Here is a 24,054-nt window from a genome sequence, read left to right as displayed (position 1 = left end):
TTAGATCTCCTGTGCTGGTTCCGTGTAGATATAGTCAACGAGCTGGCCGCCTTCGAATACCAGCGAGCTCACGCTAGCCAAGTTACACTGCCGTACCGCTGGGTTATGTGCCAGTGGTTTTCCTTGGACATGCCGCTGAACACACACAATAGGCAGCTGATGGCTCACCAAGATCGCTTCGTGCCCTTCAGCAGCACGACGAGCCTCTTCCACCACCTCCATCATGCGATCTCGTTGATCCACATAGTGCTCGCCCCAGCTGGGCAGGAGCGGATTGGCCATGAGCGGCCATCTGACGGGATTCCATAGTTGGGACCGCAATCCCTTGACGCGCAGGCCTTCAAAACGGTTGCCGGATTCCAACAGGCGGTCGTCGAGACGCACGTCAAGCCCTAATTTCTCCGCGAAGGGCGCCGCTGTCTCCTGTGCTCGCTCCAGAGGCGAGGACATCAAGACAGTCACGTCGTGTCCCACAAAGGAGCTAGCGGTACGAGCCGCCATGCTGCGCCCGCGTGAGGAGAGGTGGTAGTCAGGGATTCGCCCGTACAGGATGCGCTCTGGGTTAAAGACTTCTCCATGCCGGACGAGGTGGACGATAGTAGTACTCATGAGGCCTTTCAGTGCTTGTGTGCGGCTGCCGCAGCCTGGGCCGCTGGGCGTAGGGCGTTCTCGATCTTCTCGAAATCTTCGTCGGTAAGCGCCGCGGACACAAACCACGTCTCAAACACGCTCGCCGGCGCATAGATGCCATTATCCATGAGCGCGTGGAAGAAAGGAGAAAAGCGGAATGTCTCAGCAGCTTTCATCTCATCAAAGTTGTGTCCTTCGCCTTCTGCGAAGCGTATGGACAGCATCGTAGCGGCCCGCTGAATATGGTGAGCCACGCCCTCACGTTCTAGCGCGGTACTCAACAGCCCCGCCAAGCGATCAGCATTGGCACGCACCACGTCATAAACCTCAGGGGTGGCAAGCTCAAGCGACTTCATTCCTGCGGCCACTGCTACCGGGTTACCCGAGAGAGTTCCGGCCTGATATACCGGCCCCTCGGGAGCAAGGTACTTCATAATGTCTGCGCGTCCACCAAAAGCTGCCGCGGGAAGTCCGCCGGAGATGACTTTGCCAAAGGTGGTGAGGTCGCCGGCCACATGGTCTACGCCAAACCAACCGCTATAGGAGGTGCGGAAACCCGTCATCACCTCGTCCAGGATGAGGAGTGCACCATGAGCGTGAGCGAGCTCTTTAAGCTGCGCATTAAAGTTATCGCGTGGGGCAACCGTGCCCATGTTGCCCGCCGCTGCCTCGGCGATGATGCAGGCAATCTGCCCCTCATTGTCCGCAAATGCCTGAGCAACAGCCTCGATGTCGTTATAGGGAACCACGATGGTGTCTGCGGCGGAAGCACCCGTCACACCTGGGGAATCCGGCAGTGCAAACGTCGCTACGCCAGAGCCTGCAGATGCCAGCAATGCATCGACGTGGCCGTGATAGCATCCATCGAATTTAATGATCTTGGGGCGGCCGGTGAACCCACGTGCCAGTCGAACCGCAGACATGGTTGCCTCGGTTCCCGAGTTGACCATGCGAACTTCTTCCACTGAGGTGCGCTCCACGAGCATATTAGCTATACGCACCTCAGCCTCGGTGGGCGCGCCAAAGGACAAGCCATTCTCCGCTGCCTTTTGCACCGCACCAACGATTTCAGGGTGGGCATGGCCCAAAAGCATCGGGCCCCAAGAACACACCAGGTCCACGTATTCGTTGCCGTCTACGTCGTAAAGCTTGGATCCCTTCGCCGATGCGATGAAACGTGCTTGCCCGCCCACGGATCCGAAAGCACGCACCGGCGAGTTCACACCACCTGGGGTTACTGTGCAGGCTTGGTGGAAAAGCTCACGGGAGCGCTGAACGTTAGAGGAAGTCGGGATAACAGTCATGCGTACCATCCTATTACGTAACGAGCGCGCAAACTTTAGACCCACTCTTTCCTCCGCGCACTGCGAAGAGCATTCCGTCTTCTTTATCATGGCGCCATGACTATTGCATTTCTTGGAACCGGACGAATGGGCACAGAACTAGCGCTCCACTTGCTCAAAGAGCACGACCTCGTGGTCTGGAATCGCACCTCAAGCAAAACTGAACGCCTGGTAGCAGCAGGCGCCACACTCGCTTCTTCTCCCGAGGAAGCCGTTGCCGGTGCCGATATCATCGTGACGTCGCTTTTTGGTCCCGATACAGTGCGAGACGTGGTTATTAACCCTCGCCTTATCCCCGAGGGGGTGTTGTGGGTCGATACGACCACTGTGAGTCCAGAAGACTGCACCGAGTTCGCTGAGGCAGTACCCAGCTATGTCGCAGCCCCTGTCGTGGGTACCCTCGGCCCCGCCCGCGCCGGCTCTTTAGGCGTTTACGTAGGCAGCGCCGATGAGCATTACCGTCATGCCGCTGCCGCACTCGTCGCCCCGTGGGCAGACCCAGAACGGCTTGTGCTTGTCGACGCCGCCCCCAAAGCCGCCGTCGGAAAATTGCTAGCTAATCTCGCCCTTGCAGTGAGCGCCCAGGGACTCAAAGAAGCCCTACTTCTCGGCGACTCCAGTGGTTTGTCGGCTGAAGAAACCCTCGACATGCTCAACTCCACCGGGTTGGCTTTTATCGCCGGGATGAAGCGCCCCTTTGTCTTAGGCGAACGTCCCACCACACCTGGCGATTTCACCGCAGATGCGATTGCAAAGGACGCTCGTCTTATGCTCAACACCGCTACCCAGCCGCTCCCGGCTGTCGCCTCCGCTCTGAACTCCTTGGAAGAACAACACCAGGCCGGGCATGGAGATGAGGATTTCTCTGTGATACTGACGCGCCGCGACAGCTAAAAGTCTTTAGGCAAGCGCGCGTTTGGCCGCAGCCTTCGCTGCGTCGATCACTGCAGGAACGCCGACGCCATCGGCCCATGCGCCGGTAGCGTCGATGCCCTGGACCTCAGCAAGAGCGTCCTTGATTGCAGCCACCGTTTCCAGGTGCCCTGGCCCATACACCGGCAAGCCACCGAACCAGCGTTGGACAAAGATCTCCGATAAACCTGCGGCGCGTCCGTCGAATCCCGTAATCGTCTGCAGATCGTCGAGGGCTGCGTCGACAAGCTCATCCTCGTCTGCGCGTGCGATGGCGTCATCGCCAAACCGACCAAAAGAGGCTCGGACTAAAGCGCCGCCGCGCTCGCCAAGATGAGGCCATTTCTTGGAGGAGAAGGTAAAGGCCTTTGCTTTCACATCGTGAGCATCGGTGGCAACAAGGATCCCTGAATTCTCGGGGAGCCCTTCGGAATGATCAAATTTCATTCCGACTACAGCAGAGCTTGCTAACTTGATGGTTTTAAGCTTCTGTGCGGCCTCCGGTACAAGGTTTTTCAACAGCAGTGCAGCAGTAGGCGCTGGTACCGTCAACAGCACCTTGTCAAAGACACCTTCAGCGCCTTTGAGAGTGAATCCTTCAGCGGTCTTATCGATTGCGGTGATAAAGGCATCGATGTGAATCTTGGCCTCACTGAGCTCAGCAAGGGTTTCATACATCTCCGCATAGCCGCCCGCGAAAGACGCGAAGACGCTAGGAGTATATCCCCGTGCTTTGTTGCGGGTCTCTCGTTCAGAAAGAAGGCGCTGGACAGCACCCGTGATAGTTACGGGCTTCCCCTCTTCTTTGAGCCGGTCAAAGGCCCGTGCTAGCTGGGGTACCGTAGCTCGCACGCTTAGGTCATCTGAAGTGGAAGAATAGACGCCACCTTGCAGCGCCGATACCACGTGATCCACAACGTCATCACCCAAGCGTTCCCGCAGGAGTGCCCCCAGGCTTACTTCTTGAGGCCACTCAATCGAGCCCGCATCTTTCTCCTCATCAATGCGTTTGAGGGTTTCCTCGCTCACCAAGTCCCCCAGTCCCTCACTTGTACCGGGAATACCCATGATCGTGTTAGAAGGCATCCCGTGGAGGCTTCCTCCCACGTACAACAAAGAAGGTAATCCCGAGGGCGAGCGCAAGCTCTCACCGAGTCCTAGCTCTTTAAAGAACTCGGTAGTGTCTTCTCTAAAAGCTAAGTACGCTTCTGCGCCCATATCGGTGGGGCCAGACGCAAACGGAACCGTAAACAGTTTGCCGCCGATCCGATCTGTCGCCTCAAACACCTCTACTTCCACGTGAGGATCGAGTTTATGGATCTCATAAGCAGCCGTTAGTCCCGCTAACCCTGCACCGATAATGGCAATGCGCACGTGGATAGAACCTTCCTTGAAACGTAACTGTGTTGTGACTTGGGAGAACTGGTCTCCGAGACTTTTAAAAGCCGTGAATCAGCTCTACCGCACGAGTGATCGCTTCAGGATCAGTGTGCGGCAATACGCCGTGTCCGAGGTTAAATATATGCCCAGTGGCGTGCCCTGCAGCAATGGCGCGATCGGCTTCAGCACAGATGCGCTCGATCTCAGTTTTTAACACGTCTTCTCCAGCAAAAAGCAACGCTGGGTCTAGGTTTCCTTGCAGCACCTTTGCCCCGGAACGAGCATAAATGCGCTCGGCGGCAACGTCGAGAGGCACGCGCCAATCCACGCCCATCACTTCAGAGCCAGCCTCGCTCATCGTGGCGAGCAGTTCACCGGTGCTTACGCCAAAGTGAATGCGCGGCACATCCGCTACCGCTTCCAAAATCTGAGTGGAATATGGAAGCACGTGATTGCGGTAATCGCGCTCTGTGAGAAAGCCCGCCCAAGAGTCGAAAAGCTGCATGGTCTGAACGCCTGCGTCGATCTGAGTCCGCAGGAATCGCACGATGGTGGGAACCAAACGCTGCATGAGGGCATGCCAGGTCTCGGGGTCGCCATGCATCATGGACTTAGTCTTTTCGTGGTTCTTACTGGGCCCGCCCTCTACGAGGTAACTCGCCAGTGTGAATGGCGCGCCGGCAAAACCGATCAGCGTCTGCTGCTCCGTCAGTTCGTCTTGAATAATCTCGATACCTTGGGCTACTTGCAGAACATCGTCTTCAAGAATCGGGAGGGCATCCACGTCTGCACGGCTTTGAATCGGCCGGTCCATAACGGGACCACGACCAGGGATGATTTCTACTTTTACCCCAGCGGCTTTCAGCGGAACCACGATGTCCGAGAACAATATCGCGGCATCGACGTCGTGGCGACGCACCGGCTGCAGTGTAATTTCCGCGAGAAGCTCTGGCATAAAACAGCTGTCCAGCATGCCAATACCTTCCCGCACCTGGCGATACTCAGGTAGCGAGCGGCCGGCTTGGCGCATAAACCATACGGGACGACGCGTGGGAGTTTTCCCCTGAATGGCGTCAAGAAGTGGCGCATTGAAAGGTTGTGACATGCCACCAATAATGCACAATAAAACTCCTAAAGGAAAGCAAGCCGACCCTATTTCAGCCGAGAACCCTATCAACCATTTGATTGATAGGGTTCTGATGGCACTACCGCCGACACTCGTCGCGTTCCTCAGCTACCTACATGCTGCGCAACCAATGTGAGCGAACCTCAATAATCACGCTCGACCCCAGCATCAGCAGAGGCGCAATCATCGGGTGCAAGACTCCCGCGACTGCCGCCACAATAGCCAGCAGGTTATAGGTCCACGCAAAAATCAGATTTCCACGGATTCTACGATTTAGGCGACGCGCGAAATGGAACAGCCGAGGAATCGGCGCCACGTCCGGCTTGAGCATGACCACATCCGCCGCAGGATGCTCAAGCGCAAGCGCCCCCTGCGGACCCGACATCGCACTAATCATGATGCCCACGTTGGCAACTCGGTAACACTCCTCCACCGACTCATCGCCCACCATGGCGATATTTGCTCCATGGGAACGCACAGATCGAACAGTCTGTGGCTTCCGCCCAGGCTGCACGCCAGCCAGCACGTGAGATACTCCCACCATATCGCCGTATCGACGCGCCACCGGGTACGTATCCCGGCTGAGCATCATCGTTTCCAACCCCATCGACTCAAGCGAATCCACGGCATCCACGGCATCATCTTTGGCACCGTTGTACAGCGTGATCACGCCGCGATCTTTGTTCTTCCACCGAACAACCAATGGACTACTACCGGATACCGCAGCCGCTGCTAGACGACCATGCAAGTCAGAGAGGTTGCGCGGACGCCATAACACAGCTTCCACGCTCCGCAGTTCTTCTTCCCCGTCGCTATTGACTACCGGCAACTCCACGTGACCGCGGAAACTTCCCTCCTCGTCCACCTCCGAGTGGGTGACGTCAATCCAACCGGGAATTGAATCATCGGTAGACGCATCTCGCGCTTCGCGTGCCGCGCGCACCAGGGCACGCGACACGGGGTGCCCGCTTTCCATGGCTAAAGCACCGGCAACTCGAAGCACCAGATCGGGATTTTCCCCACGGTCAGCGGTGACTGTTTCTACAGACATCTCAGGCCTGGAAATGGCACCCACACGATTGAAAATAACCGTGTCCACCTCGTCGACGTTGCGCAGCGTCTCACCCGATTTAATCAGTGTTCCACGACGTGCAGCACCTTCAATGCCTTGTCGCATAGCCAACGACGCAGAGGTCGCAAGCGCTGCCGGAGCCACGCATCCCAATACAGCAAGCCCCGTGGCAAACGCCTGGTTCAGGTTATTAGTAATCAAGGCCCACAGAGCAAAATCCGTGGCCGCAATAACAAACGACACGGGTACGAGCATAGAGGCAGCCTTGGTAGCTATGGCATCGGAGCGATTCTGATGCACATTGGCATCCACCACCCACCGATTTATGGCAGCCAACCAGGTTCTATGGCCAGTCTGCAACACACGAACTTTGAGTTCCTTGCTGCCATTGATGCATCCTGCATACACCCGATCATTGACTTTCACTTCGCATGAGCCAATGCCTAAAGCAGTACCGTCTAGGATGCCTCCACCGCCGACCACTATTCCGTCGACAGGAACAAGTGCCCCAGCGGGAATGATGACGTCATCGCCCACATTCAGTTTCTGGATCGCCTTGTCTTCTTTCCCGACTCCACCGGCTTTCCGTTTTTTAGACACCACTGTGACTGTGGAAGCAGGGTTAGGTTTGTATTTAAGAAGATCATCTTGCAGACTGCTGCGGGCTCTTCGGGCAGCGAGCCTTCCTGCAAGGAGAATCAGGGTCATTCCGCAGGCTACGTCGAAAAACAGCGCGCCAGACTCAAAAATCGTAGGATCGATCGCTATCCACTTCGGCCGCGCCCGATACTCCGGATCTCCCACCGGAGTAAAGAGCACCATACTCAACGACCACAGCCACGCCAGCAGAATTGCTACCGACGAGGCACTGTCCAACGCAGACATTCCCCGACGTGCCCCACCCAATGTTGCCCGGTGAAAAGGCCAGGCTCCATAGAACACGACGGGGATGGAAAGCGCAGCCAAAGCCCACTGCCAGTTATCAAATTGCAGTTCCCTGGAGTAGCTAATAGCAACAACTGGAATCGTAAAAAGTGCGCTGATGCCCAGACGGGTTTTAGTCATGAGCGACCTCGCGGTAAAGAGGACAGCAGTGCTTGACTCTTTACGTGAGGTGTCCTCGCGGCGTTCTAAGAACCCGGCCCTGCGCGCTAGCTCAAAACGACGCTCTTCTTCATCCACGCGAGACCCAAAGCGGCTGATCCGCCGGTCACGTCGCCGTGACCTCTTATACCGGCCTTCTTCCACGTCAGACCAAGCGAGCCGACGACGCAGTGATGAATCTGTCAATGTTGCGGTAATTCCGAATCTCTGGAACACATCCACAAACATCATCGGGTCAATGGTACGGCTCGCGCTCACCCACGCCATCGACGAGGGGTAAACGATCTTTGCGTCTACGCCCTCCAGCTCGCCTAGGGCATCTTCTACTTCAGACACCGAAGAGGCACTGGAGAGGCCTTTGAGTTCAAAGGCAAAAGAGGTTCTCCCTGCGTGAATAGCAGCTGCCGCAACTTCTTCCGGGTCAATGGCATGGAACGCCCCCGTGTTAATGCCAGCCTTAGCGGCTGCCCGTTTCGCCTTTTCGATAGCGTCGGCAAGCCCTTCCTGCGTGCCTAAGGGACGCGCACCTGCCCCGCTTTCGTCTTTGAGGCCTCGATTATTGCTAGGAGTGTCCATTCTTCCCCCTAGAATTTTCCCACTCGCCAGTCCACGCCAAGGTTTCAGGCCGCATCTTAAAGATGAGCGCCACAATGGCCGCAACGCCCATGCAGATCTGGACACAACCATCAACGGCATACACTGCGACGGGGACGGAAGGTGAACTTGGGGTCAACAAGAAGACTGTCACCAGCCGAACACCAAAATAAATAGAGAAATACGTAAGGATGCGGCGTGCTAAAGCTGCAGATTTGTTGCCTTTATAAAGAAGCACGGCTAACCATGCAATGACGCACAGCACGATCAAGGAAAAAAGTCCCGCCAGGATGATGCTGAAGACCGCTGCCAAGTTCATGATTTCGGGAGAAAGATTCTCATCCTTCATCGACTCTTTGAGCTTAGAAATCAACTCAGGTTTGTTGGCAAAACCAACAATGATATTGATGATTTGGTGTACCGTCTCCACGCAGATGGCAAAAATCCACACACGAACCGCCCAGCGAATCGCGTCGGGACGCTCCCGCTTAGCGTCGGGAGTGGTCGGTTGAGATGGTGATCGCTCGAGTCGCTGTTGCTGGTTGGTCATTATTTCCCTAGTGCTGTAGTTTTTTCGCCGCATCGACGGCAAAGTAAGTAAGAATCTGGTCTGCGCCAGCGCGTTTGATAGAAATCAATGATTCCATCATCACACGTTCAAGGTCGAGCCAGTTATTACGGGCGGCCGCATGCAGCATGGCGTATTCGCCTGATACTTGATAAGCGGCAACTGGTACGACCGACGTGGCGGCCACCTCTGCTAACACGTCAAGGTAAGGCATTGCTGGTTTGACCATAACAAAGTCCGCACCCTCTTCAATATCCAGATCGACTTCCACTAGCGATTCCCGGAAGTTAGCAGGGTCCTGCTGATAGGTTCTGCGGTCGCCTTCCAAAGACGACCCCACTGCCTCGCGAAACGGCCCGTAGAAAGCCGACGCGTACTTGGCGGAGTACGCCATGATGGCCACGTCCTGGAACCCATGAGCGTCGAGAGCTTCGCGGATTGCCGCAATCTGCCCATCCATCATGCCGGAGGGACTTACCATGTGTGCGCCTGCCTCAGCCTGCGCCACCGCCATCTTTTTATAAAGCGGAATGGTCGCGTCATTATCCACGATCACCTCGCCAAAGCGATCGGTGCTCAGCACGCCACAGTGGCCGTGATCAGTGAACTCATCAAGGCAGGTATCTGCCATGATGATGACGCTGTTACCAAACTCCTGGCGTAGCGCGGTGATGGCTCGGTTGAGGATCCCCTCTGGCGCCCACGATTGAGATCCCTGCGCATCTTTGTCTGCGTCGAGAGGAACGCCGAAGAGATCGACGCACTTAATTCCCACGGAAATGGCTTCCCTGACGGCCTCGATTAAGGAAGGAATAGTGTGCTGGTAGACACCGGGCATAGAGGAAATCTCGCGAGGCTCAGTTATTCCGTCTGCGACAAACATAGGAAGAATCAGGTCAGCAGGACGAAGCGTCGTCTCTGCCACTAATTCGCGCATCACCGGCGTGTTTCGGAGCCTGCGTGGACGACGAATCAGGTGGAGATCTTCGTTGCTCATAACTCAATGCCTTCTTCCAGTTTGGTGGGTCTGACGTCGTAACAACGTTACTCGCGATTTTTCCGGGCGCGTCGTTTCTTCCTAGGTGGTGGTAGCTGACCAGCTGCACGCAGTTGTGCCACGTGAGCGGCAAGGCTGTTCACCAGGTGTGGGACATCCGCCACCTCAGGAACCACGTCCACTCGCAGTCCTAATTCTTTTGCCGCAGCTTCTGCCATAGGACCGATGCATGCGATGATCGTGCGCTGATGCGGTTTCCCGGCGATACCCACCAGGTTTTTCACCGTCGACGCAGAGGTAAAGCACACTGCATCAAAACCGCCACTTTTAATCATGTCGCGCACTTCCGCACTCGGCGGCGCAGCGCGTACCGTGCGATACGCAACCACATCATCGACTTCCCAGCCCAAGCCCTCTAGGCCTTCCACCAGGACGTCTGTTGCAATATCTGCGCGAGGCAAGAGGACCCTTCCCACTGGGTCAAGGTCTTCCACATATTCCGGGAACACCGACACTAAGCCTGCAGCATTTTGCTGATTCCTAGGCGGCAATAGCTCGGGAGTAATCCCCAGCTCGCGGATAGCCTTAGCGGTTTTTGTTCCCACCGCACCGATGCGTACGCCGGCAAAGGCGCGGGCATCGAGGCCGAAAGAACCGATCTTTTCTCGCACAGCTTTCACCGCGTTAACGCTGGTAAAGATCACCCACTGGTAGCGTCCCTCGACGATTCCCTTAATGGCTTTCTCCATTTGCGCGGGATTGCGCGGCGGTTCTACGGAAATTGTGGGGACTTCTTGCGGAATTGCCCCCTGCGAAGCCAACAATGTGCTCATGGGGCCGGCTTGTTCTTTAGCGCGAGGCACCAGGACTCGCCAGCCAAAGAGCGAGCGATTCTCCCACCAGGAATATTTGGTGCGCTCGTCCACGGCTTTGCCTAAGGTGACCACGAGAGTGCCAGCGAGATCCCCGTCTAGCTTGCTTAGGGCGCTCAAGGTGACGTCAAAGCTTCGCTGCAAACGCGTCGTGCCATGAGCGGTCACCGTCACCGGGGTCGATGCCGCCAATCCACGGGCCTTGAGCTCTGCCGCTATCGTGGGCAGATCTTCTTTGGTCGCCTGCAAGACCAGCGGTTGAGGTGCTGACGCCAGCTGTTCCCAATCCACGTCTTCGCCGGTCACATCAGTTTCCGTATAAGAAGACCCCAGTGCGATGCCGGCAAAAGCGGGAACGGTCGCTGGCAAGGACATACCTGGAACAACATGGAATTCCAGTCCAGCTTGAGTGACCGCAGATATTTCTTCCAAAGTACGGTCGCAAGACAAAGGGTTCCCCTGTACAAGGCGGATAACGTCCTCGCCCGTAGTCAAAAGCTCCTTAAGCTTGTCGACGATCTCCGCCACCGGAACCTCATCGTCCACCTCCGTGATCTCAGCTGCGGTCGGGGCATCTGGACGCTGCGGCTTACGGCGAGCGCCGGCCTCTTTCGCCTCTGCGCAGAGGCGCTCGTATTCTTCCTCAGCCGCCTGAATCTTATCGGCCGGAACATCCAGTTCACGTGCGACTACAGAGCGAACCCCCGGGAGTACTTCTGCGTCTACTACGGCAAAAGCGGTATGGCTGAGAACTTCGCGGGCGCGAACGGTGAGCAGATCAGGGTTTCCTGGTCCTGCTCCTACGAAGATCACTTTTCCCTCCGGCAAAGGGGTAACCGGATTGGGCTGCGGAGTGAGACTCATGAACAAGTATCCGTATTTCTAGGAACTGCAAAGAGCTCCGAGTTGTGGAGTGGGCGAAAAGTAAGAGGGACTGCTAAACACAAATTCACGCCGCTATAAATCACTAAGAGGGGGCCTCGTGATTGAGCGGCGTCAAGCGTGTGGTAATACAACGACCTTTGAGGATAATTGAGCAAGACGTTTAATAAAAACCGGCGGAATATTGCCCTATAACGCCCAGCTCAATTACCTCATAGAACAGGAGAAATTGAGTGCGTCAGGAAAGCACCTCGGCAGCGCCATCCCGGATAAGTTTTGCCGCAACAGCTTCTCCGATAGCTACGGCCTCCGTCACTGCTCCGGTCATCGTGGTGCGAAGAACCTTGCGTCCGTCGAGAGACACAACCGCTCCCGTGACATGCAGCTCTTGTCCGCTGATCACAGAATGCGCAGCCACAGGTGCCGTACATCCGGCTTCCAACCGATTGAGCACCACACGCTCAGCGAGTGCACAGGTCTCATCATCCACGTCCCGGATTGAGTTGATAGCAGCAATAGCAGCCGCGTCGTCGATACGGCATTCGATAGCCAAAGCTCCCTGCGCCGGCGCGGGAAGGAAACGATCTGGGTTGAACACCTCTGTCGCTTCATCGCCACGGCCCACACGCGATAGGCCGGCATAAGCAAGGACGACTGCATCGAGTTCTCCGGAAAAGACCTTGCCCATTCGGGTGTCGATGTTGCCACGCAACGGTACACATTCCACATCAGGGCGCAAGGCTTTGACCTGCGAGATTCTCCGAGGAGCTCCTGTTCCTATGCGCGCCCCCTGGGGAAGTTTCTCCAGCGTCAGGCCGTCGCGGGCTACAAGGCAATCGCGGGCGTCGGCACGCTCCGGCACTATTAAGTGGAAACGTGGATCGCGCTGCGTGGGCAGATCTTTGAAGGAATGCACAGCAATGTCGCAGCCACCTTCAACGAGGACTTCGCGCAGTGCTTGCGTAAAAATGCCCACACCAATGCGTTCCACGGGTGCCATATTGACGTCCCCAGGCGTGGTGACGATGCTCAATTCTGCCGAGTATCCATGAGCAGCGAGGGCGTCTCGCACGTGCCCCGACTGAGTGGTAGCTAAAAGGCTACCTCGCGTACCAATAGTAAAAGTCATGGTCAGTCTTCCTTGATGGCTCGGATAATCTTGTTGGCGTCGCTAACCCCTAGGGCCATAACGTCGGCATCGGGCAAGTCGCGGACGCCGCGCTTTACGCTTTGAGCTTCCACCGGCAGGCCAAAGAGATCCTGCAGAGCGGTCTCGTAGGAAACCGCTCCAGAACTTGCCGCGAGCTCTTTGACTCGAACCGTCGGCTGATGCAGGAGCTTATCCACGACCCGGCGTATCGTACGTTGCACTTCTTCAAAGTCTTCTTCATCCATGCCGGGGGTTCGGGCGTGCAGTCGCTCCAGCTCAGAAGCTATCAGCCCAGAAGCGTGTCGACGCAACGCCGATACCGCAGGCGCCACATCCCGAACCCGCTGCGCAGAGGTATACGCGCTGAGTTCTTCTGCAACGATTTTGTGCGCAGCGCCGTCGACATCTTTTCCTTCAGGCTTAGCCTCATGCAGCTTTTCTATGTTGACCAGCTGAACTCCTGCGATATCTGCAACGTCATCGTTGATATCGCGAGGCATGGAAAGATCAACGAATATCAAACCTAAGTGTTGTTCCGGCACGTCTTGAGCTGAGATCGTATACGTGTGCGCGCCTGTCGCGGAGATAGCGATATGCACCCCGCTCAGGGCGCTCCCCCGCGAAGCAAAATCGACGACCTCCGCGGGCACCCCAGCTTCACGAGAATGCTCGGCCAGCCGTTCCGCTCTACTGCGGGTTCGATTGGAAAAGACGAGTCCTTCTATACCTAAGCGCCCCAGATGGGTAGCCGCCAAAGAGGCCATCGCGCCGGCGCCCAAGACGAGCGCTTTTTTACCACGCAGATCACTCAAACCGGCATCCGACATCGCCTGATCAAAAGCAAAGGAAACCATAGAGGCCCCTGCATCGTCTATGTCAGTCTCCGTGTGCACGCGCTTCCCTGTGTGCAAAGACGCCTGAACCAGACCATGTAAAGCGGGGCCCACGGTTCCCGACTCGATAGCCTGCTGATACGCAGTGCGCACCTGACCAATAATTTGTTGCTCCCCCATCACCATCGAGTCCATACCCGAGGCCACCACCATCATGTGTTCCGCAGCGGCATCCGCATAGCGCACATAGAGATACCCCCGGAGGGTGTCCATGTCCACGCCACTCATGGTGTGGAGCACTTCCACCACGTCATTGACACCCGTATGAAAACTAGATGTCATCGCATAGACCTCTAGGCGATTACAGGTGGACACGATCATTGCTTCAGTCAGCGAGGGACGAGCAATGAGGTCGGTAGCTGTTTGGGAACGCACCTCGTCGTTCATACTCAGCCGTTCCAGGAGCGTCACTGGAGCCGACCGGTGAGACATCCCAACAACCAGCACACTCACGGACCAACCACCGCTTTCATACCGTCTACCTGGATCATTTGATCGATTTTTCTTAAAATCTTAGCTAAAAAGGCAACGCTATCAATCTTTAGATTGACTGTTTCTTCGCCACTCTGATGCATCAACGCTAGTCAAGCGTTAAGAAAGTCACAAGAAAGCATGGGCTAACTACCAAGTTCGGCAGCAAGCTCATCGTTGTCTACTTCCCAACACGCAAACTCTTCACCGTCGATAACAACAACGGGAACCCTATCGCCATATTCGGCGGCCAACGCCCGATCCGTGTCTACGTCGATAATGCTCAGTATCGCCCCCGCTGCGGCGACCACGGGGGCGATCTGTTCAGCTACCCTTGCACAGGAACCACACGTCCTACGGGTCATAAGCTCCACTTCGTGCATATTTGTTACACCAGACACAAAAGAGATCACCGGCCCTTTTTTACTGTTCGACACTACGATGGACTGAGACTACTCTTAAAGCTCCACCCTGTCGAAAGGCCCGATCTTCAGCCGTGAGCACCTCACAACCCGACCCCACTTGGCCCCAAACCCCACAAGAATTCTTGGCCGGTTGGTCCACCTCCCGGGGCAACCTGCGTCGCTTCTTTGAGGAGCACGCGCTTCCCCCTATCGACGCACAGGCGCAGCGTGAAGCCGGAGAAGCTGCTGCAGCACTCGCCGCCGCCGAAATCTACGGGATTGAACTCGATGAATACACTTCCGGGCTGGAGTCTGTATCAGGATCATTCGAGGCCGCTGGCGCTACGCATGTCACCAGCCCCGATCCCAGCATCCCGCAGGACCTCGGTGCCGCCGCATTCTTTGACATCGACAATACGCTGATTCAAGGCTCTTCCCTGGTTGTCTTTGCTCTGGGACTAGCCAAAAAGCGTTATTTTAAGCTCAGCGAGATCCTTCCTGTGGTCTGGAAACAGATCAAATTCCGAGTCACCGGTGCAGAAAATGCAGCGGATGTGGCCGAGGGGCGCAAGCAGGCGCTCGAGTTTATTAAAGGTCGCCGCGTGGACGAACTCGTTGAGCTCTGCGAAGAAATCGTGGGCAACAATATGAGTGAAAAGCTCTGGCCGGGAACCAAGTCCCTCGCAGATCAGCATATTGCTGCTGGCCAGCAGGTCTGGCTGGTGAGCGCCACCCCTGTCCAACTGGCGCAATCGCTGGCCAAGCGACTTGGCTTTACCGGGGCTTTGGGCACTGTCGCCGAGGTCAAAGATGGTGTCTTCACCGGAAGACTGGTCGGCGATATTTTGCATGGCCCCGGCAAGTTACACGCAGTTGCAGCGCTCGCCACCATTGAGCGACTCGACCTCAGCCGGTGCACCGCTTACTCCGACTCCATCAACGATGTTCCTATGCTTTCCATGGTGGGCACTGCGGTAGCCATTAACCCCGATCGTCCGCTAGCCAAGGTGGCTAAGCAGCACGGCTGGGAAATGCATGACTACCGCAGCCTGCGCAAAGCTATGCGAACCTACGGTTTACCCGCACTGATCACCGCAGCATTTAGCCTCGGCGGTTGGAAAGCGTGGCGACGCTAATCCCGTTTGCCTTTCTCCGGCGTCCGGAGAATATAGATCACCAGCCCGACCGCGATAATTCCTAGCACGATCAACACGGACGTCAGGTTGCTCACGTTAGCTGCTACATTGAGCACCCATGCTTGGATTGCGGACTGGGTTTCAATGCTGAGGAGCCCCGGCAGACCAGTCGTGGCGTGCGTGAAGATAAAGACTAATCCGATGATCACAAAAATCACGCCGGAGATCATCGACATAGTGTTGAGCTTTAGCGGGCCCACGTTCACGATCTTGCCGCCTAGCGCACCGCGCGGAATGCGTTCCCAAAACAGTGCCAATATCACCAGGGGAACAACCATTCCCAAGGCATAGCAGCCTAAGACGAGGGCGCCATACGAACTTGATGCGCTCACAACGGCAGTGGTGAGCACCGCACCGAGCAATGGACCTGCGCAGAATCCCGAGAATCCATAAGCCGCGCCTAGCAAAAAGACAGAGAGCCATCCTTGTCCGCGCACTCGGCCTGCCAATCCAGACAAGCCTGGCAGGGATATGCCACCGCCGAAAAAGGTAAAAATACCCAGGACTACGATCACGATCCCGCCGCCGAGAATCAACGTTTCACGGTGCAGCGCCAAAAATCCACCGAGCCGGCCCGCAGCGGTACCCACTGGAACTAGCACAGCCGCTAGCCCAAGGAAGAACACGCCTGTCCGTGCCATGATCTGCGAAGATCGTTGGAACGCATAGGCAAAGAACGCCGGGAGCAGCAGCGCAGAACACGGACTCAGCAGCGCTAGGATTCCGCCCAGAAATGCGCCAAGTAATCCAATATCAGACACGTGGAACGGCAACCTCTCCATCTGCGACCTTGGCTAATTCCGCCTCAATAGCGCGGACAAAGACCTCAGTGGGTTGTGCACCGGAGACATACTGGGTACCCACGACAAAGCCGGGAGTTCCGTTGATCCCCAAGGAACCAGCGTATTCGCGGGCCTTGTTCACCACGGAGTCGTACGTGCTATCGGTGGCCTCTCGGCTAAAGCGCGTCATGTCTTTCACGCCTGCCTGCCTAGCGAACTCCTCGAAGTTGGCCAACTTATTTTCGGGATGTCCCTTGATAGTTTTGCTGGCCTGGAAAAGCGCGCTGCGGAACTCATTGAATTTACCTTGCGCCGCAGCAGCTCGTCCGGCTTTAGCCGCCAAGACCGCATCGGGGCCGTTAACGGGCAGGTCATTCCATTCGATACGAACAAGACCCTTGTCAACGTAGTCTTTAATGATCGTCGGCTCGGTCTCGTTGGACCACTTTGCACAGAAAGGGCACTCAAAATCAGAGTATTCCGAGATCACGACGGGTGCGTCGAGTGCGCCGATCGCAAAAGGATCCTTTGCGTTTCGACGATGCACATTAAGGATGTCTTCCGCTGATTTCAGTTCTTTTCCGGGACCGTAGATCATGGCGTCATAAGAACCGTTTGCCAGTGCGACGGGGCCATCAGTCTTTGTTCCCGGCGTTACCCGGGAGGAACCGGTCTTACCCGTAAAGCCTGGAGGCAAGGAAGGCCCTGCAGATTCTTGTGACGTGCCTGCCTTGTTAGCAGAGGTGCCCTCGTTTTTCGTGGCAGAACCACGGCCCAAGGTATAAGCGCCAATGCCAACGATGAGAAGAATAACGATAAGCAGCGCCACAACCGCTGGACGCTTTGCTGAAAACATAAAGTTAGGGCTCCTTTTGTTGTGAAAAACCTTTTTACACCATAACAAAACCGCCCAGGGTAATCCCTGGGCGGTGAATGCTTTATTTACCGAGCTTTCTACGCTGAACGCGAGTACGGCGCAGCAACTTGCGGTGCTTTTTCTTGGACATGCGCTTGCGGCGCTTCTTGATGACAGAACCCATAACGGTTTCCCTCGCTTTATTGATCGGTGTACGTACTTCCCTGTCAGAAGCCCCACGGTCTCTTTTGCAATGCATACGCGGCCGAAGTGCACATCCGCCCGCGCAGGGTTACTGCCTATCTTGGGAGGGCGGTGACCCTCACTAGACATGCGGCAACCGCCGGTTGGGGCTGTTGTCTGACACGAATGGTCACAATAATACCGACGCTCACACCAGAGACCAAAAACGCCCCCAAGAGTCACACAAATAACGAGGGGCAGTCACCCCAGAAATACTGGCGGAAACTGCCCCTCGGCAAAGCTCTCAAGATGTTTATCCCACGTCGTAGTAGGAGGCATCCAGGTACTCGTTAACAGCCTTTTCGTGCACGCGGAAGCTGCGTCCCACGCGAACTGCCGGAAGCTCACCGGAGTGAACCAACCGATAAACGGTCATTTTAGATACGCGCATAATCTCCGCGACCTCGGCGACTGTCAAAAAAGTGCCATTATCTTCTCTAGCCATAATTTATCTAACCCTTCAGCAAGTCACGCGCTGCAGGCTTCCCCTCCCGCAGAACGAACACGCACGTGCTTAACAAAGCTTAGCGTGAAACGTGTGACACTTGCGACCCACCTGTTATTTTATTTCCTCAAGCGCAACATAAGTCACGCAAATACCCTCCACTTCCCAGTAGAAACAACTGGTCACAGGCGAAACATCAAAACCCCAACCCTCAAGTACAGGTTCAGTAAAAAGGGGAAAGCTCAAGGGGTAGAAGACCTGCATCCATCCCTTGAGCTTTTGACGAAATTAACCCAGCTCGTTATTTCTCTTCGCAGCAGCTTCAGCCGCACGATATACCATTCCCCGCAAGCCGCTTTCCTCCAGCTCACGGATAGCTGCAATAGTGGTGCCTGCCGGAGAACAAACGTTAGAGCGTAATTGCGCAGGTTCCTCCCCAGTCTCCTTAAGCATTGCAGCCGCCCCATAAAATGCGTTAACTGCCAGTTCCTTGGCTTGATCGCGATTCAGACCCAGATGCACGCCGGCGTCGATAAGCGCCTCAGCAAAGAGAAAAACATATGCCGGCGAAGAACCCGATAAAGCGACAACAGCATCTAAATCAGATTCTTCTATCAACGTGACGTTACCGACTGTTTCCAGCAGCTTACACACCTGCTCCACCGCGGATTGATCCGCGAAACGGCCAGGTGCGACTGCTGAATTCCCTTTGCCCACCAACATCGGAGTATTAGGCATAACACGGATCACGGGCGAGCCCGCCGCCAAAATCTCTTCGATAGCCGCGGTACTCACACCTGCCGCCATAGAAACCACGATGGTGTTGGAGTTGTTATCGACCGCGTCTGCGATCTCCTCAACCACATTAATAATCTGTTTTGGTTTGACGCATAAAAATACAACGTCAACCTCGTCAACGGCAGGAATATTCTCCGTAAAAGATACGATGCCGTACTTTTCTTTAAGAGCCTGACCGTGCTCCACGTTCCTGTTGGTGACGTTGATATTTTTAGGGCTCATGCCCGCAGCAATGAGCCCCGAGATAAGGGCTTCACCGATCTTGCCGCCACCAATCACTGCAATTGAAGTCATGGCGACCACTCTGCCACGCTCGACACAGCAACAGCAAAAGAGAAGGGCCGACAGAAGATCACTCTCCATCAGCCCTTAATAGCCTTGACGCAGGGATTAAGCCACAAGCAAAGGCCCGAACGTCATAACCAAGCCGGCAACGCCTGCAAGGATCATAGATTCACGGTCACGTTCAGTACGCAAAGCATGAACAACGCCAACAATAGCTCCAGTCACAGCCACAGCCAACGCCGCCACAATCGCTTTACCCAAGGCACCCCACAACTGTTGGAAGCCTAAGAAAATCACAACGCCGAGGGCGATTCCTGCCAAAGCCATAAAGATGACCCCCATGGCAGAGACTTGTTCCTCTTCCTCATCTTCGTAGTATTCATCGTATTCGTCATACTCATCATCAAACTCGTCTGCGTCTTCGTAGGCCTCGTAGTCATCTTCTACGTCATAAAACGCCTCATCCTCGTCTTCTACAACCGCAAATGTGCTGGTCTCTTCAGCAGCATTGAAGGTCTCCACAGGAGGAATATCTGCGGCCTCGGCAGGATCTGCGGCCGGCACGCCAAGAGAATCAGCCGAAACCTGCACCTCATCATTGTGCGAATTTTTCGACACCGCCGGGAAGGAGTCAGTAGTCAGACGAACCGGATCTTTCTCGTCCACAACACTAAGAACAATGGTTTGTTCCTTGCTGGGGATCTCGGCTACAGAAGTTTCCGGGGCGACAGGTGTCTCTGTCTTATCAGCTGCGAGAAGCTCCTCAGCTTGGTTTGCAGCTTGGCGCTCCTGAGTCTTCTCCGACTGTTCCTTGACCGCGTTAAACGCAGCATCGCGTTTTATGGCTTGAGTCCGAGAAGTCGTGGGGAATGCGTCCGCGAACGGGGCAGGGGCATGAGATGCAGGGTCTGCAAAAGCCGCAGGTTGCGTACGGGGGTCTTGCGCAACGCTCTCCGGTTCTCCCACGCTAGACGACGCGGCAGAGGAAGCAGGGACGTCGATAGGCTGGCTGGAGTGCTTCGACTCGGCGGGTTTAGCGGCCACCTTGGGAATGCTGCCAGTCAACTCCGCAACGGAAATGCCACCGTCTTCCAGGTTGCGGCGTCGACGTCGCGGAGTTTCGGAGCTACCGCCGTTTTTGCCGGAACGCGCCAATAGTTCCGCAACGGTGAGTTGTTTCTCGCTCATCTCTCCCACTTCTCTACTAAAAGGGTTTCCTTTGGCACAATACCCTGTTCTATACGCCGAAGTATGACGCCCTCACGGAGTGCCCATGGGCAAATTTCTAAATGTTCAATTCCGAGCGCTCTCATAGCGGCTTCTGCAACAAGCGCCCCCGCTACAATCTGCTGCGATCTATTAGCACTCACGCCTTCCAACTCCGCCCGATCCGCGGCCGTCATCCTGGAGATAAAAGCAATCAATTGCCGCAGACCAGGGGCACTAAGCTCTCTCTTAACAAAGGGACCGGCAGAAGAAGGAGCAGCACCAGTGAGACGACCCAAGGTGCGGCAAGTTTTTGAGGTTCCCACAGCCAGGCGCGCCTCACCATAGGCCTTCAGTGTTTTCGCGCTCTCAACCAATTCAGCATCAATAAAGTCCCGCAGAAGGTTGATTTTTTTACGCTCAGGGGGATCCGTATCAAACCAATTGTGCGTAAGACGAGCGGCACCGAGGTCCAAAGAGAAAGCTGCATCCGGGTTCTCGTTCTCCCCCGTCGACATTTCTAGCGATCCGCCACCAATATCCAGGTTAATAATCCGCCCGGCCGACCAACCATACCAACGGCGTACGGCAAGAAAAGTCAATCTGGCTTCGTCCCTGCCAGAGAGCACTTCAAGGTTAACCCCCGTATGTTTGGAGACCTCCGCAAGCACCTCTTCAGAGTTAGTTGCTGAACGCACCGCAGAAGTAGCAAAAGGCATGAGCTCTTCACATCCAAGTTGCTGAGCTAAAGCAGCGGCTTCCGCAACCGAAGCCACGAGTTTATCCACTCCGGCAGCGGTGATAGCCCCCTTCTTATCCAGATAGCCCACCAGCTTTAAGGTGGTTTTCCAGTCACTCATTGGAGTCGGGCGACCACCCTGTTGGGCGTCCACCGCCACCAAGTGAACCGTGTTACTTCCCACGTCCAATACACCTAATCGCACTACTCCAGGGTAGACCGTATAGCCTGTCCAGTGTGAATGACCCCAAAACCACTCCCGAATCTGCTCCAGTGCATCTTGGCTTTCCCGAGTTTTCGCCGGCTGCAGAGTCGATCCGACGCGGCGACGAATTACCGCCAGATTTTCCGCGACAATGGTTTGAGTTCACCAATCCGGAAGACCCGATGCATCAATTCAGCATCGACCTCACCTGGATCGAATCCACATATTCCTGTGCCTTTGGCACTGAATCATGCAGAGGTATCGACGCGTCTCTTCCTTCCGTAGGATGTTGCGGCCACGGGGCTTATCTATCCGATGACGAGGACCGCGAGCAGCTGTTACAGGCCGTGTCGCAGATGCCCGCGCGGTATTGGCAGCTGCGCCCAGAAGGAACTGACGCATTCCTTTCCACCTACGACCCCACAGAAACAGAGCCCTGGCTAGTGTGGGATGAGCTAGACGACGATAACGGCGAACCAGAACCAGCATTGAAAACCACAGTGGTCGACGGCGCATGTATCTTTGCCAACCGCGAAGGCTGGCCCACCGGCACCGGCTGCGCGATTCATCAATGGGCGCTCGACACAGGCCACGATCTCACGGTGGTCAAACCAGAAGTATGCTGGCAGCTTCCGTTACGCAGACTCGAAGCATACGAAGAGCGTGCCGACGGCGTGGAGATCCTGCGCACAACCATCACAGAATATGAACGGCGCGGTTGGGGCAACGGCGGCGAGGACTTTGATTGGTACTGCACCACCGCGCCTGCGTGCCACAATAACTCCGATCCGTTATGGGTGACTCATGAGGCAGAGCTTAGGGCACTCATGGGAGATCCTTCATACGAATTTCTAGCGCGTGTATGCCGCACGCGGGGTGACGCCCGGCGTAGCGGCGTTCCCGCAGGTATTTTTAGTCCGCATCCGGCTAGCGTAGCTGCGGGCACTCACGCCCTCGACGGATCCTAATCTTCAAACTTGTAGCCCAATCCCCGCACTGTAACCAGATGTTTAGGAGAAGAAGGTTCTTCTTCAATCTTGGAGCGCAGGCGCTTAACGTGGACGTCCAGTGTCTTGGTATCTCCCACGTAATCTGCGCCCCAGATGCGGTCGATAAGCTGACCCCTCGTGAGGACTCGCCCAGAGTTACGCATGAGATATTCCAACAGGTCAAATTCTTTCAGTGGCATAGAAATGCTTTCTCCTGCCACGGTAACCGTGTGGCGTTCCACGTCCATGCGTACGCGGTCACCACCGAGGATGTCGTCGCCGTCTTCCTCATATTCTGCTACTTGTTGCTCGCCACCGCGTCGCAACACTGCGCGAATTCGTGCAATAAGTTCTCTCGCCGAATAAGGCTTAGTCACATAATCGTCTGCGCCAAGTTCCAGGCCCACGACCTTGTCTATCTCAGAGTCGCGAGCGGTCACCATAATCACTGGGACACTCGACACCTTGCGCAACCGCTTGCACACGTCGGTTCCAGACATGCCAGGCAACATGAGGTCGAGCAGCACGATGTCGATGTCGTTCTTTTCAAATTCCACTAGCGCTGTAGGGCCGTCGCCAGCGACGACCACCTCAAACCCCTCCTTGCGTAATAAAAACGCCAGCGGATCAGCAAGGGACTCTTCATCTTCAACCAGAAGAATAGTAATCATTTAGGCCTTGTCCTTTCGGCGAGAGTCCCCACGAGGCACGCTGGGGTGGAGCAATAATTCTGAATCCGATTCGGTATCAACGGAATCTGCAGACGCAGGTTCCTCGGGGTGATAGATCGGTAAGTCAATGGTAAACGTCGAGCCGGTTCCGGGACGTGACCACAGTTTTACATCCCCTCCATGATTAGCAGCAACGTGCTTCACAATAGCCAGACCCAAACCGGTTCCTCCGGTAGAGCGCGACCGTGCTTTGTCCACTCGGAAGAATCGCTCAAAAACTCGACTTTGGTTTTCTGGGGAGATACCAATGCCGCTGTCGATAACGCGGATGAGCACGAGCTCGTCGAAAAGCACTTTGGTGGTCACTGATACCGGCATCGCATTCGGAGAATAATTAATAGCGTTGCTGATGAGGTTGGATACTGCCGTAACCAAAAGGCTTCTATCCCCCATCACTTCAACGCCGCACTTCTTCCCCCGCGTCAGCTCAATGCCCGCATTCTCGGCGGCGAGGTGATTCCGGCTCAGGGCTTCATCGATGATCTCATCCACCGCAACTGGCTGTAGATCAGGCAGGGCCTCCGCCCCCTGCAGCTTAGACAAGGAGATCAGCTCATTAATCATGTCTGCAAGCCGATGCGCCTCTTTTTGTAGGCGTTTACCAAAGTATTCAACCTGCTCTTGATCATCTGAGCCTTGCGTTATTGCCTCTGCTAGCAAAGCCATGCCCCCCACCGGGGTTTTCAGCTCGTGAGACACATTGGCCACAAAGTCCCGCCGTGCAGCCTCCATACGCTGATTCTCTGATTCATCGGTACTAAAGACGATCACGTAGCGGTCATCCACCAAAGTGAGGGGTTTCACCATCGCCCGTACCGACGTAATGCGCGTACGCCTATCTGCAATAGCCAACTCCAGGGAGTGGGTATCCCGATCCTCAAAAACCTCTTGGGAAAGCGCCCAAATATCAGGATTCAGGGTTCTTTCATGCACAATGCCCATGTCATGAGCCCGCGCATTGGACAAGAGAACACTGCCCGTGCGATCCACCACAGTGACTCCCGTGGGCGATCCCTGCACAGCCAAGTGCAGCATTTGCCCCACCGTAGTCACCTGGTTGGCATGGGCGCCGGCGAGCGTTCGATGGTATCGCCCGGGCCGTCCTTGCACCCATTTAAACGCGGGTAGGGCGAGGCCCATAAGAGCCGCGCCCAATACGAAAGCTAGTAAAACGTTCACTA

The 24,054-nt window shown here is 55.7% G+C and carries 23 protein-coding genes; 3 read left to right on the top strand and 20 right to left on the bottom strand.

Features of this window, described 5'->3' with window-relative positions; all coding sequences use genetic code 11:
• Positions 1 to 609, bottom strand: a complete 609-nt coding sequence (locus CKV68_RS08215; RefSeq protein ID WP_014525287.1) for a histidine phosphatase family protein — start codon at positions 607 to 609, stop codon at positions 1 to 3.
• 8 nt (positions 610 to 617) lie between these two features.
• Positions 618 to 1,943, bottom strand: a complete 1,326-nt coding sequence (hemL, locus tag CKV68_RS08210; protein ID WP_013910729.1) for a glutamate-1-semialdehyde 2,1-aminomutase — start codon at positions 1,941 to 1,943, stop codon at positions 618 to 620.
• An 87-nt stretch (positions 1,944 to 2,030) separates the two neighbouring features.
• Here hemL and CKV68_RS08205 point away from each other — a divergent pair, with 87 nt between their 5' ends.
• Entirely contained in the window at positions 2,031 to 2,867 is an 837-nt protein-coding gene (locus CKV68_RS08205) for an NAD(P)-dependent oxidoreductase (RefSeq protein WP_095075995.1), read from the top strand.
• A 6-nt stretch (positions 2,868 to 2,873) separates the two neighbouring features.
• Here the strand turns inward: CKV68_RS08205 and CKV68_RS08200 are convergent, their stop codons facing one another.
• The 9 genes from CKV68_RS08200 to CKV68_RS08160 all read right to left on the bottom strand — a co-directional run bounded on the left by CKV68_RS08200 (position 2,874) and on the right by CKV68_RS08160 (position 14,377).
• Positions 2,874 to 4,259, bottom strand: a complete 1,386-nt coding sequence (locus tag CKV68_RS08200; protein WP_038617519.1) for a protoporphyrinogen oxidase — start codon at positions 4,257 to 4,259, stop codon at positions 2,874 to 2,876.
• Positions 4,260 to 4,323: 64 nt separating this feature from the next.
• Entirely contained in the window at positions 4,324 to 5,370 is a 1,047-nt protein-coding gene (gene hemE / locus CKV68_RS08195; RefSeq protein WP_014525285.1) for a uroporphyrinogen decarboxylase, read from the bottom strand.
• A gap of 133 nt (positions 5,371 to 5,503) precedes the next feature.
• Positions 5,504 to 8,143 carry a heavy metal translocating P-type ATPase gene (locus CKV68_RS08190; RefSeq protein ID WP_014835884.1) on the bottom strand — a complete coding sequence of 880 codons (2,640 nt, stop codon included), beginning with the start codon at positions 8,141 to 8,143 and terminating at the stop codon, positions 5,504 to 5,506.
• Positions 8,130 to 8,711 (bottom strand): hypothetical protein, encoded by a 582-nt coding sequence (locus tag CKV68_RS08185; RefSeq protein WP_013910724.1) that lies wholly within the window; start codon positions 8,709 to 8,711, stop codon positions 8,130 to 8,132. Before CKV68_RS08185 ends, CKV68_RS08190 begins: the two co-directional genes overlap by 14 nt.
• 7 nt (positions 8,712 to 8,718) lie before the next feature.
• Complete coding sequence (gene hemB, locus CKV68_RS08180) at positions 8,719 to 9,726, bottom strand: porphobilinogen synthase (RefSeq protein ID WP_095075994.1); 1,008 nt, start codon at positions 9,724 to 9,726, stop codon at positions 8,719 to 8,721.
• Positions 9,727 to 9,773: 47 nt separating this feature from the next.
• Positions 9,774 to 11,462 (bottom strand): bifunctional uroporphyrinogen-III C-methyltransferase/uroporphyrinogen-III synthase, encoded by a 1,689-nt coding sequence (locus tag CKV68_RS08175; protein WP_095075993.1) that lies wholly within the window; start codon positions 11,460 to 11,462, stop codon positions 9,774 to 9,776.
• 256 nt (positions 11,463 to 11,718) lie between these two features.
• The gene (gene hemC, locus CKV68_RS08170) at positions 11,719 to 12,609 is read right to left on the bottom strand and encodes a hydroxymethylbilane synthase (RefSeq protein WP_095075992.1); all 891 of its coding nucleotides are present in this window, start codon (positions 12,607 to 12,609) and stop codon (positions 11,719 to 11,721) included.
• A gap of 2 nt (positions 12,610 to 12,611) precedes the next feature.
• On the bottom strand, positions 12,612 to 13,976 hold the full coding sequence (locus CKV68_RS08165; RefSeq protein ID WP_095075991.1) for a glutamyl-tRNA reductase: 1,365 nt from the start codon (positions 13,974 to 13,976) through the stop codon (positions 12,612 to 12,614).
• 164 nt (positions 13,977 to 14,140) lie between these two features.
• Positions 14,141 to 14,377, bottom strand: a complete 237-nt coding sequence (locus CKV68_RS08160; protein WP_013910718.1) for a glutaredoxin family protein — start codon at positions 14,375 to 14,377, stop codon at positions 14,141 to 14,143.
• A gap of 113 nt (positions 14,378 to 14,490) precedes the next feature.
• On the opposite strand from CKV68_RS08160, the gene CKV68_RS08155 reads away from it, so the two are divergent.
• Complete coding sequence (locus CKV68_RS08155; RefSeq protein ID WP_014835878.1) at positions 14,491 to 15,534, top strand: HAD-IB family hydrolase; 1,044 nt, start codon at positions 14,491 to 14,493, stop codon at positions 15,532 to 15,534.
• Here the strand turns inward: CKV68_RS08155 and CKV68_RS08150 are convergent.
• The 7 genes from CKV68_RS08150 to CKV68_RS08120 form a co-directional block, all read right to left on the bottom strand.
• Positions 15,531 to 16,355 carry a cytochrome c biogenesis CcdA family protein gene (locus tag CKV68_RS08150; protein WP_013910716.1) on the bottom strand — a complete coding sequence of 275 codons (825 nt, stop codon included), beginning with the start codon at positions 16,353 to 16,355 and terminating at the stop codon, positions 15,531 to 15,533. The two genes, CKV68_RS08155 and CKV68_RS08150, sit on opposite strands and share 4 nt — an antisense overlap.
• Positions 16,348 to 17,232, bottom strand: a complete 885-nt coding sequence (locus tag CKV68_RS08145) for a DsbA family protein (protein WP_014835877.1) — start codon at positions 17,230 to 17,232, stop codon at positions 16,348 to 16,350. The genes CKV68_RS08150 and CKV68_RS08145 overlap by 8 nt, the downstream gene beginning before the upstream one ends.
• Positions 17,233 to 17,314: 82 nt before the next feature.
• Positions 17,315 to 17,416: a 30S ribosomal protein bS22 gene (locus tag CKV68_RS08140; RefSeq protein WP_003402602.1), complete on the bottom strand. Its 102-nt coding sequence runs from the start codon at positions 17,414 to 17,416 to the stop codon at positions 17,315 to 17,317.
• Positions 17,417 to 17,728: 312 nt separating this feature from the next.
• Entirely contained in the window at positions 17,729 to 17,920 is a 192-nt protein-coding gene (locus tag CKV68_RS08135) for a helix-turn-helix domain-containing protein (RefSeq protein WP_013241124.1), read from the bottom strand.
• 288 nt (positions 17,921 to 18,208) lie between these two features.
• Positions 18,209 to 19,012, bottom strand: coding sequence for a pyrroline-5-carboxylate reductase (gene proC / locus CKV68_RS08130; RefSeq protein ID WP_014835876.1), 804 nt, complete (start codon positions 19,010 to 19,012; stop codon positions 18,209 to 18,211).
• Positions 19,013 to 19,108: 96 nt separating this feature from the next.
• Positions 19,109 to 20,191 (bottom strand): hypothetical protein, encoded by a 1,083-nt coding sequence (locus CKV68_RS08125; protein WP_095075990.1) that lies wholly within the window; start codon positions 20,189 to 20,191, stop codon positions 19,109 to 19,111.
• Positions 20,188 to 21,153, bottom strand: coding sequence for a Ppx/GppA family phosphatase (locus CKV68_RS08120; protein ID WP_095075989.1), 966 nt, complete (start codon positions 21,151 to 21,153; stop codon positions 20,188 to 20,190). Before CKV68_RS08120 ends, CKV68_RS08125 begins: the two co-directional genes overlap by 4 nt.
• A gap of 32 nt (positions 21,154 to 21,185) precedes the next feature.
• On the opposite strand from CKV68_RS08120, the gene CKV68_RS08115 reads away from it, so the two are divergent.
• A complete protein-coding gene (locus tag CKV68_RS08115) occupies positions 21,186 to 22,121 on the top strand; it encodes a hypothetical protein (RefSeq protein WP_095075988.1) in 936 nt (311 codons plus the stop codon).
• Here CKV68_RS08115 and CKV68_RS08110 read toward each other — a convergent pair.
• Together CKV68_RS08110 and CKV68_RS08105 are read right to left on the bottom strand one after the other, a co-directional pair.
• Complete coding sequence (locus tag CKV68_RS08110) at positions 22,118 to 22,813, bottom strand: response regulator transcription factor (RefSeq protein WP_095075987.1); 696 nt, start codon at positions 22,811 to 22,813, stop codon at positions 22,118 to 22,120. The genes CKV68_RS08115 and CKV68_RS08110 overlap by 4 nt on opposite strands.
• On the bottom strand, positions 22,814 to 24,052 hold the full coding sequence (locus CKV68_RS08105; protein WP_013910709.1) for a sensor histidine kinase: 1,239 nt from the start codon (positions 24,050 to 24,052) through the stop codon (positions 22,814 to 22,816). It lies immediately after the preceding gene.
• Positions 24,053 to 24,054: the final 2 nt, after the last annotated feature.

This window comes from Corynebacterium ulcerans (assembly GCF_900187135.1).
GTDB lineage: Bacteria > Actinomycetota > Actinomycetes > Mycobacteriales > Mycobacteriaceae > Corynebacterium > Corynebacterium ulcerans.
This window is presented reverse-complemented; position numbering and strand designations above follow the sequence as displayed.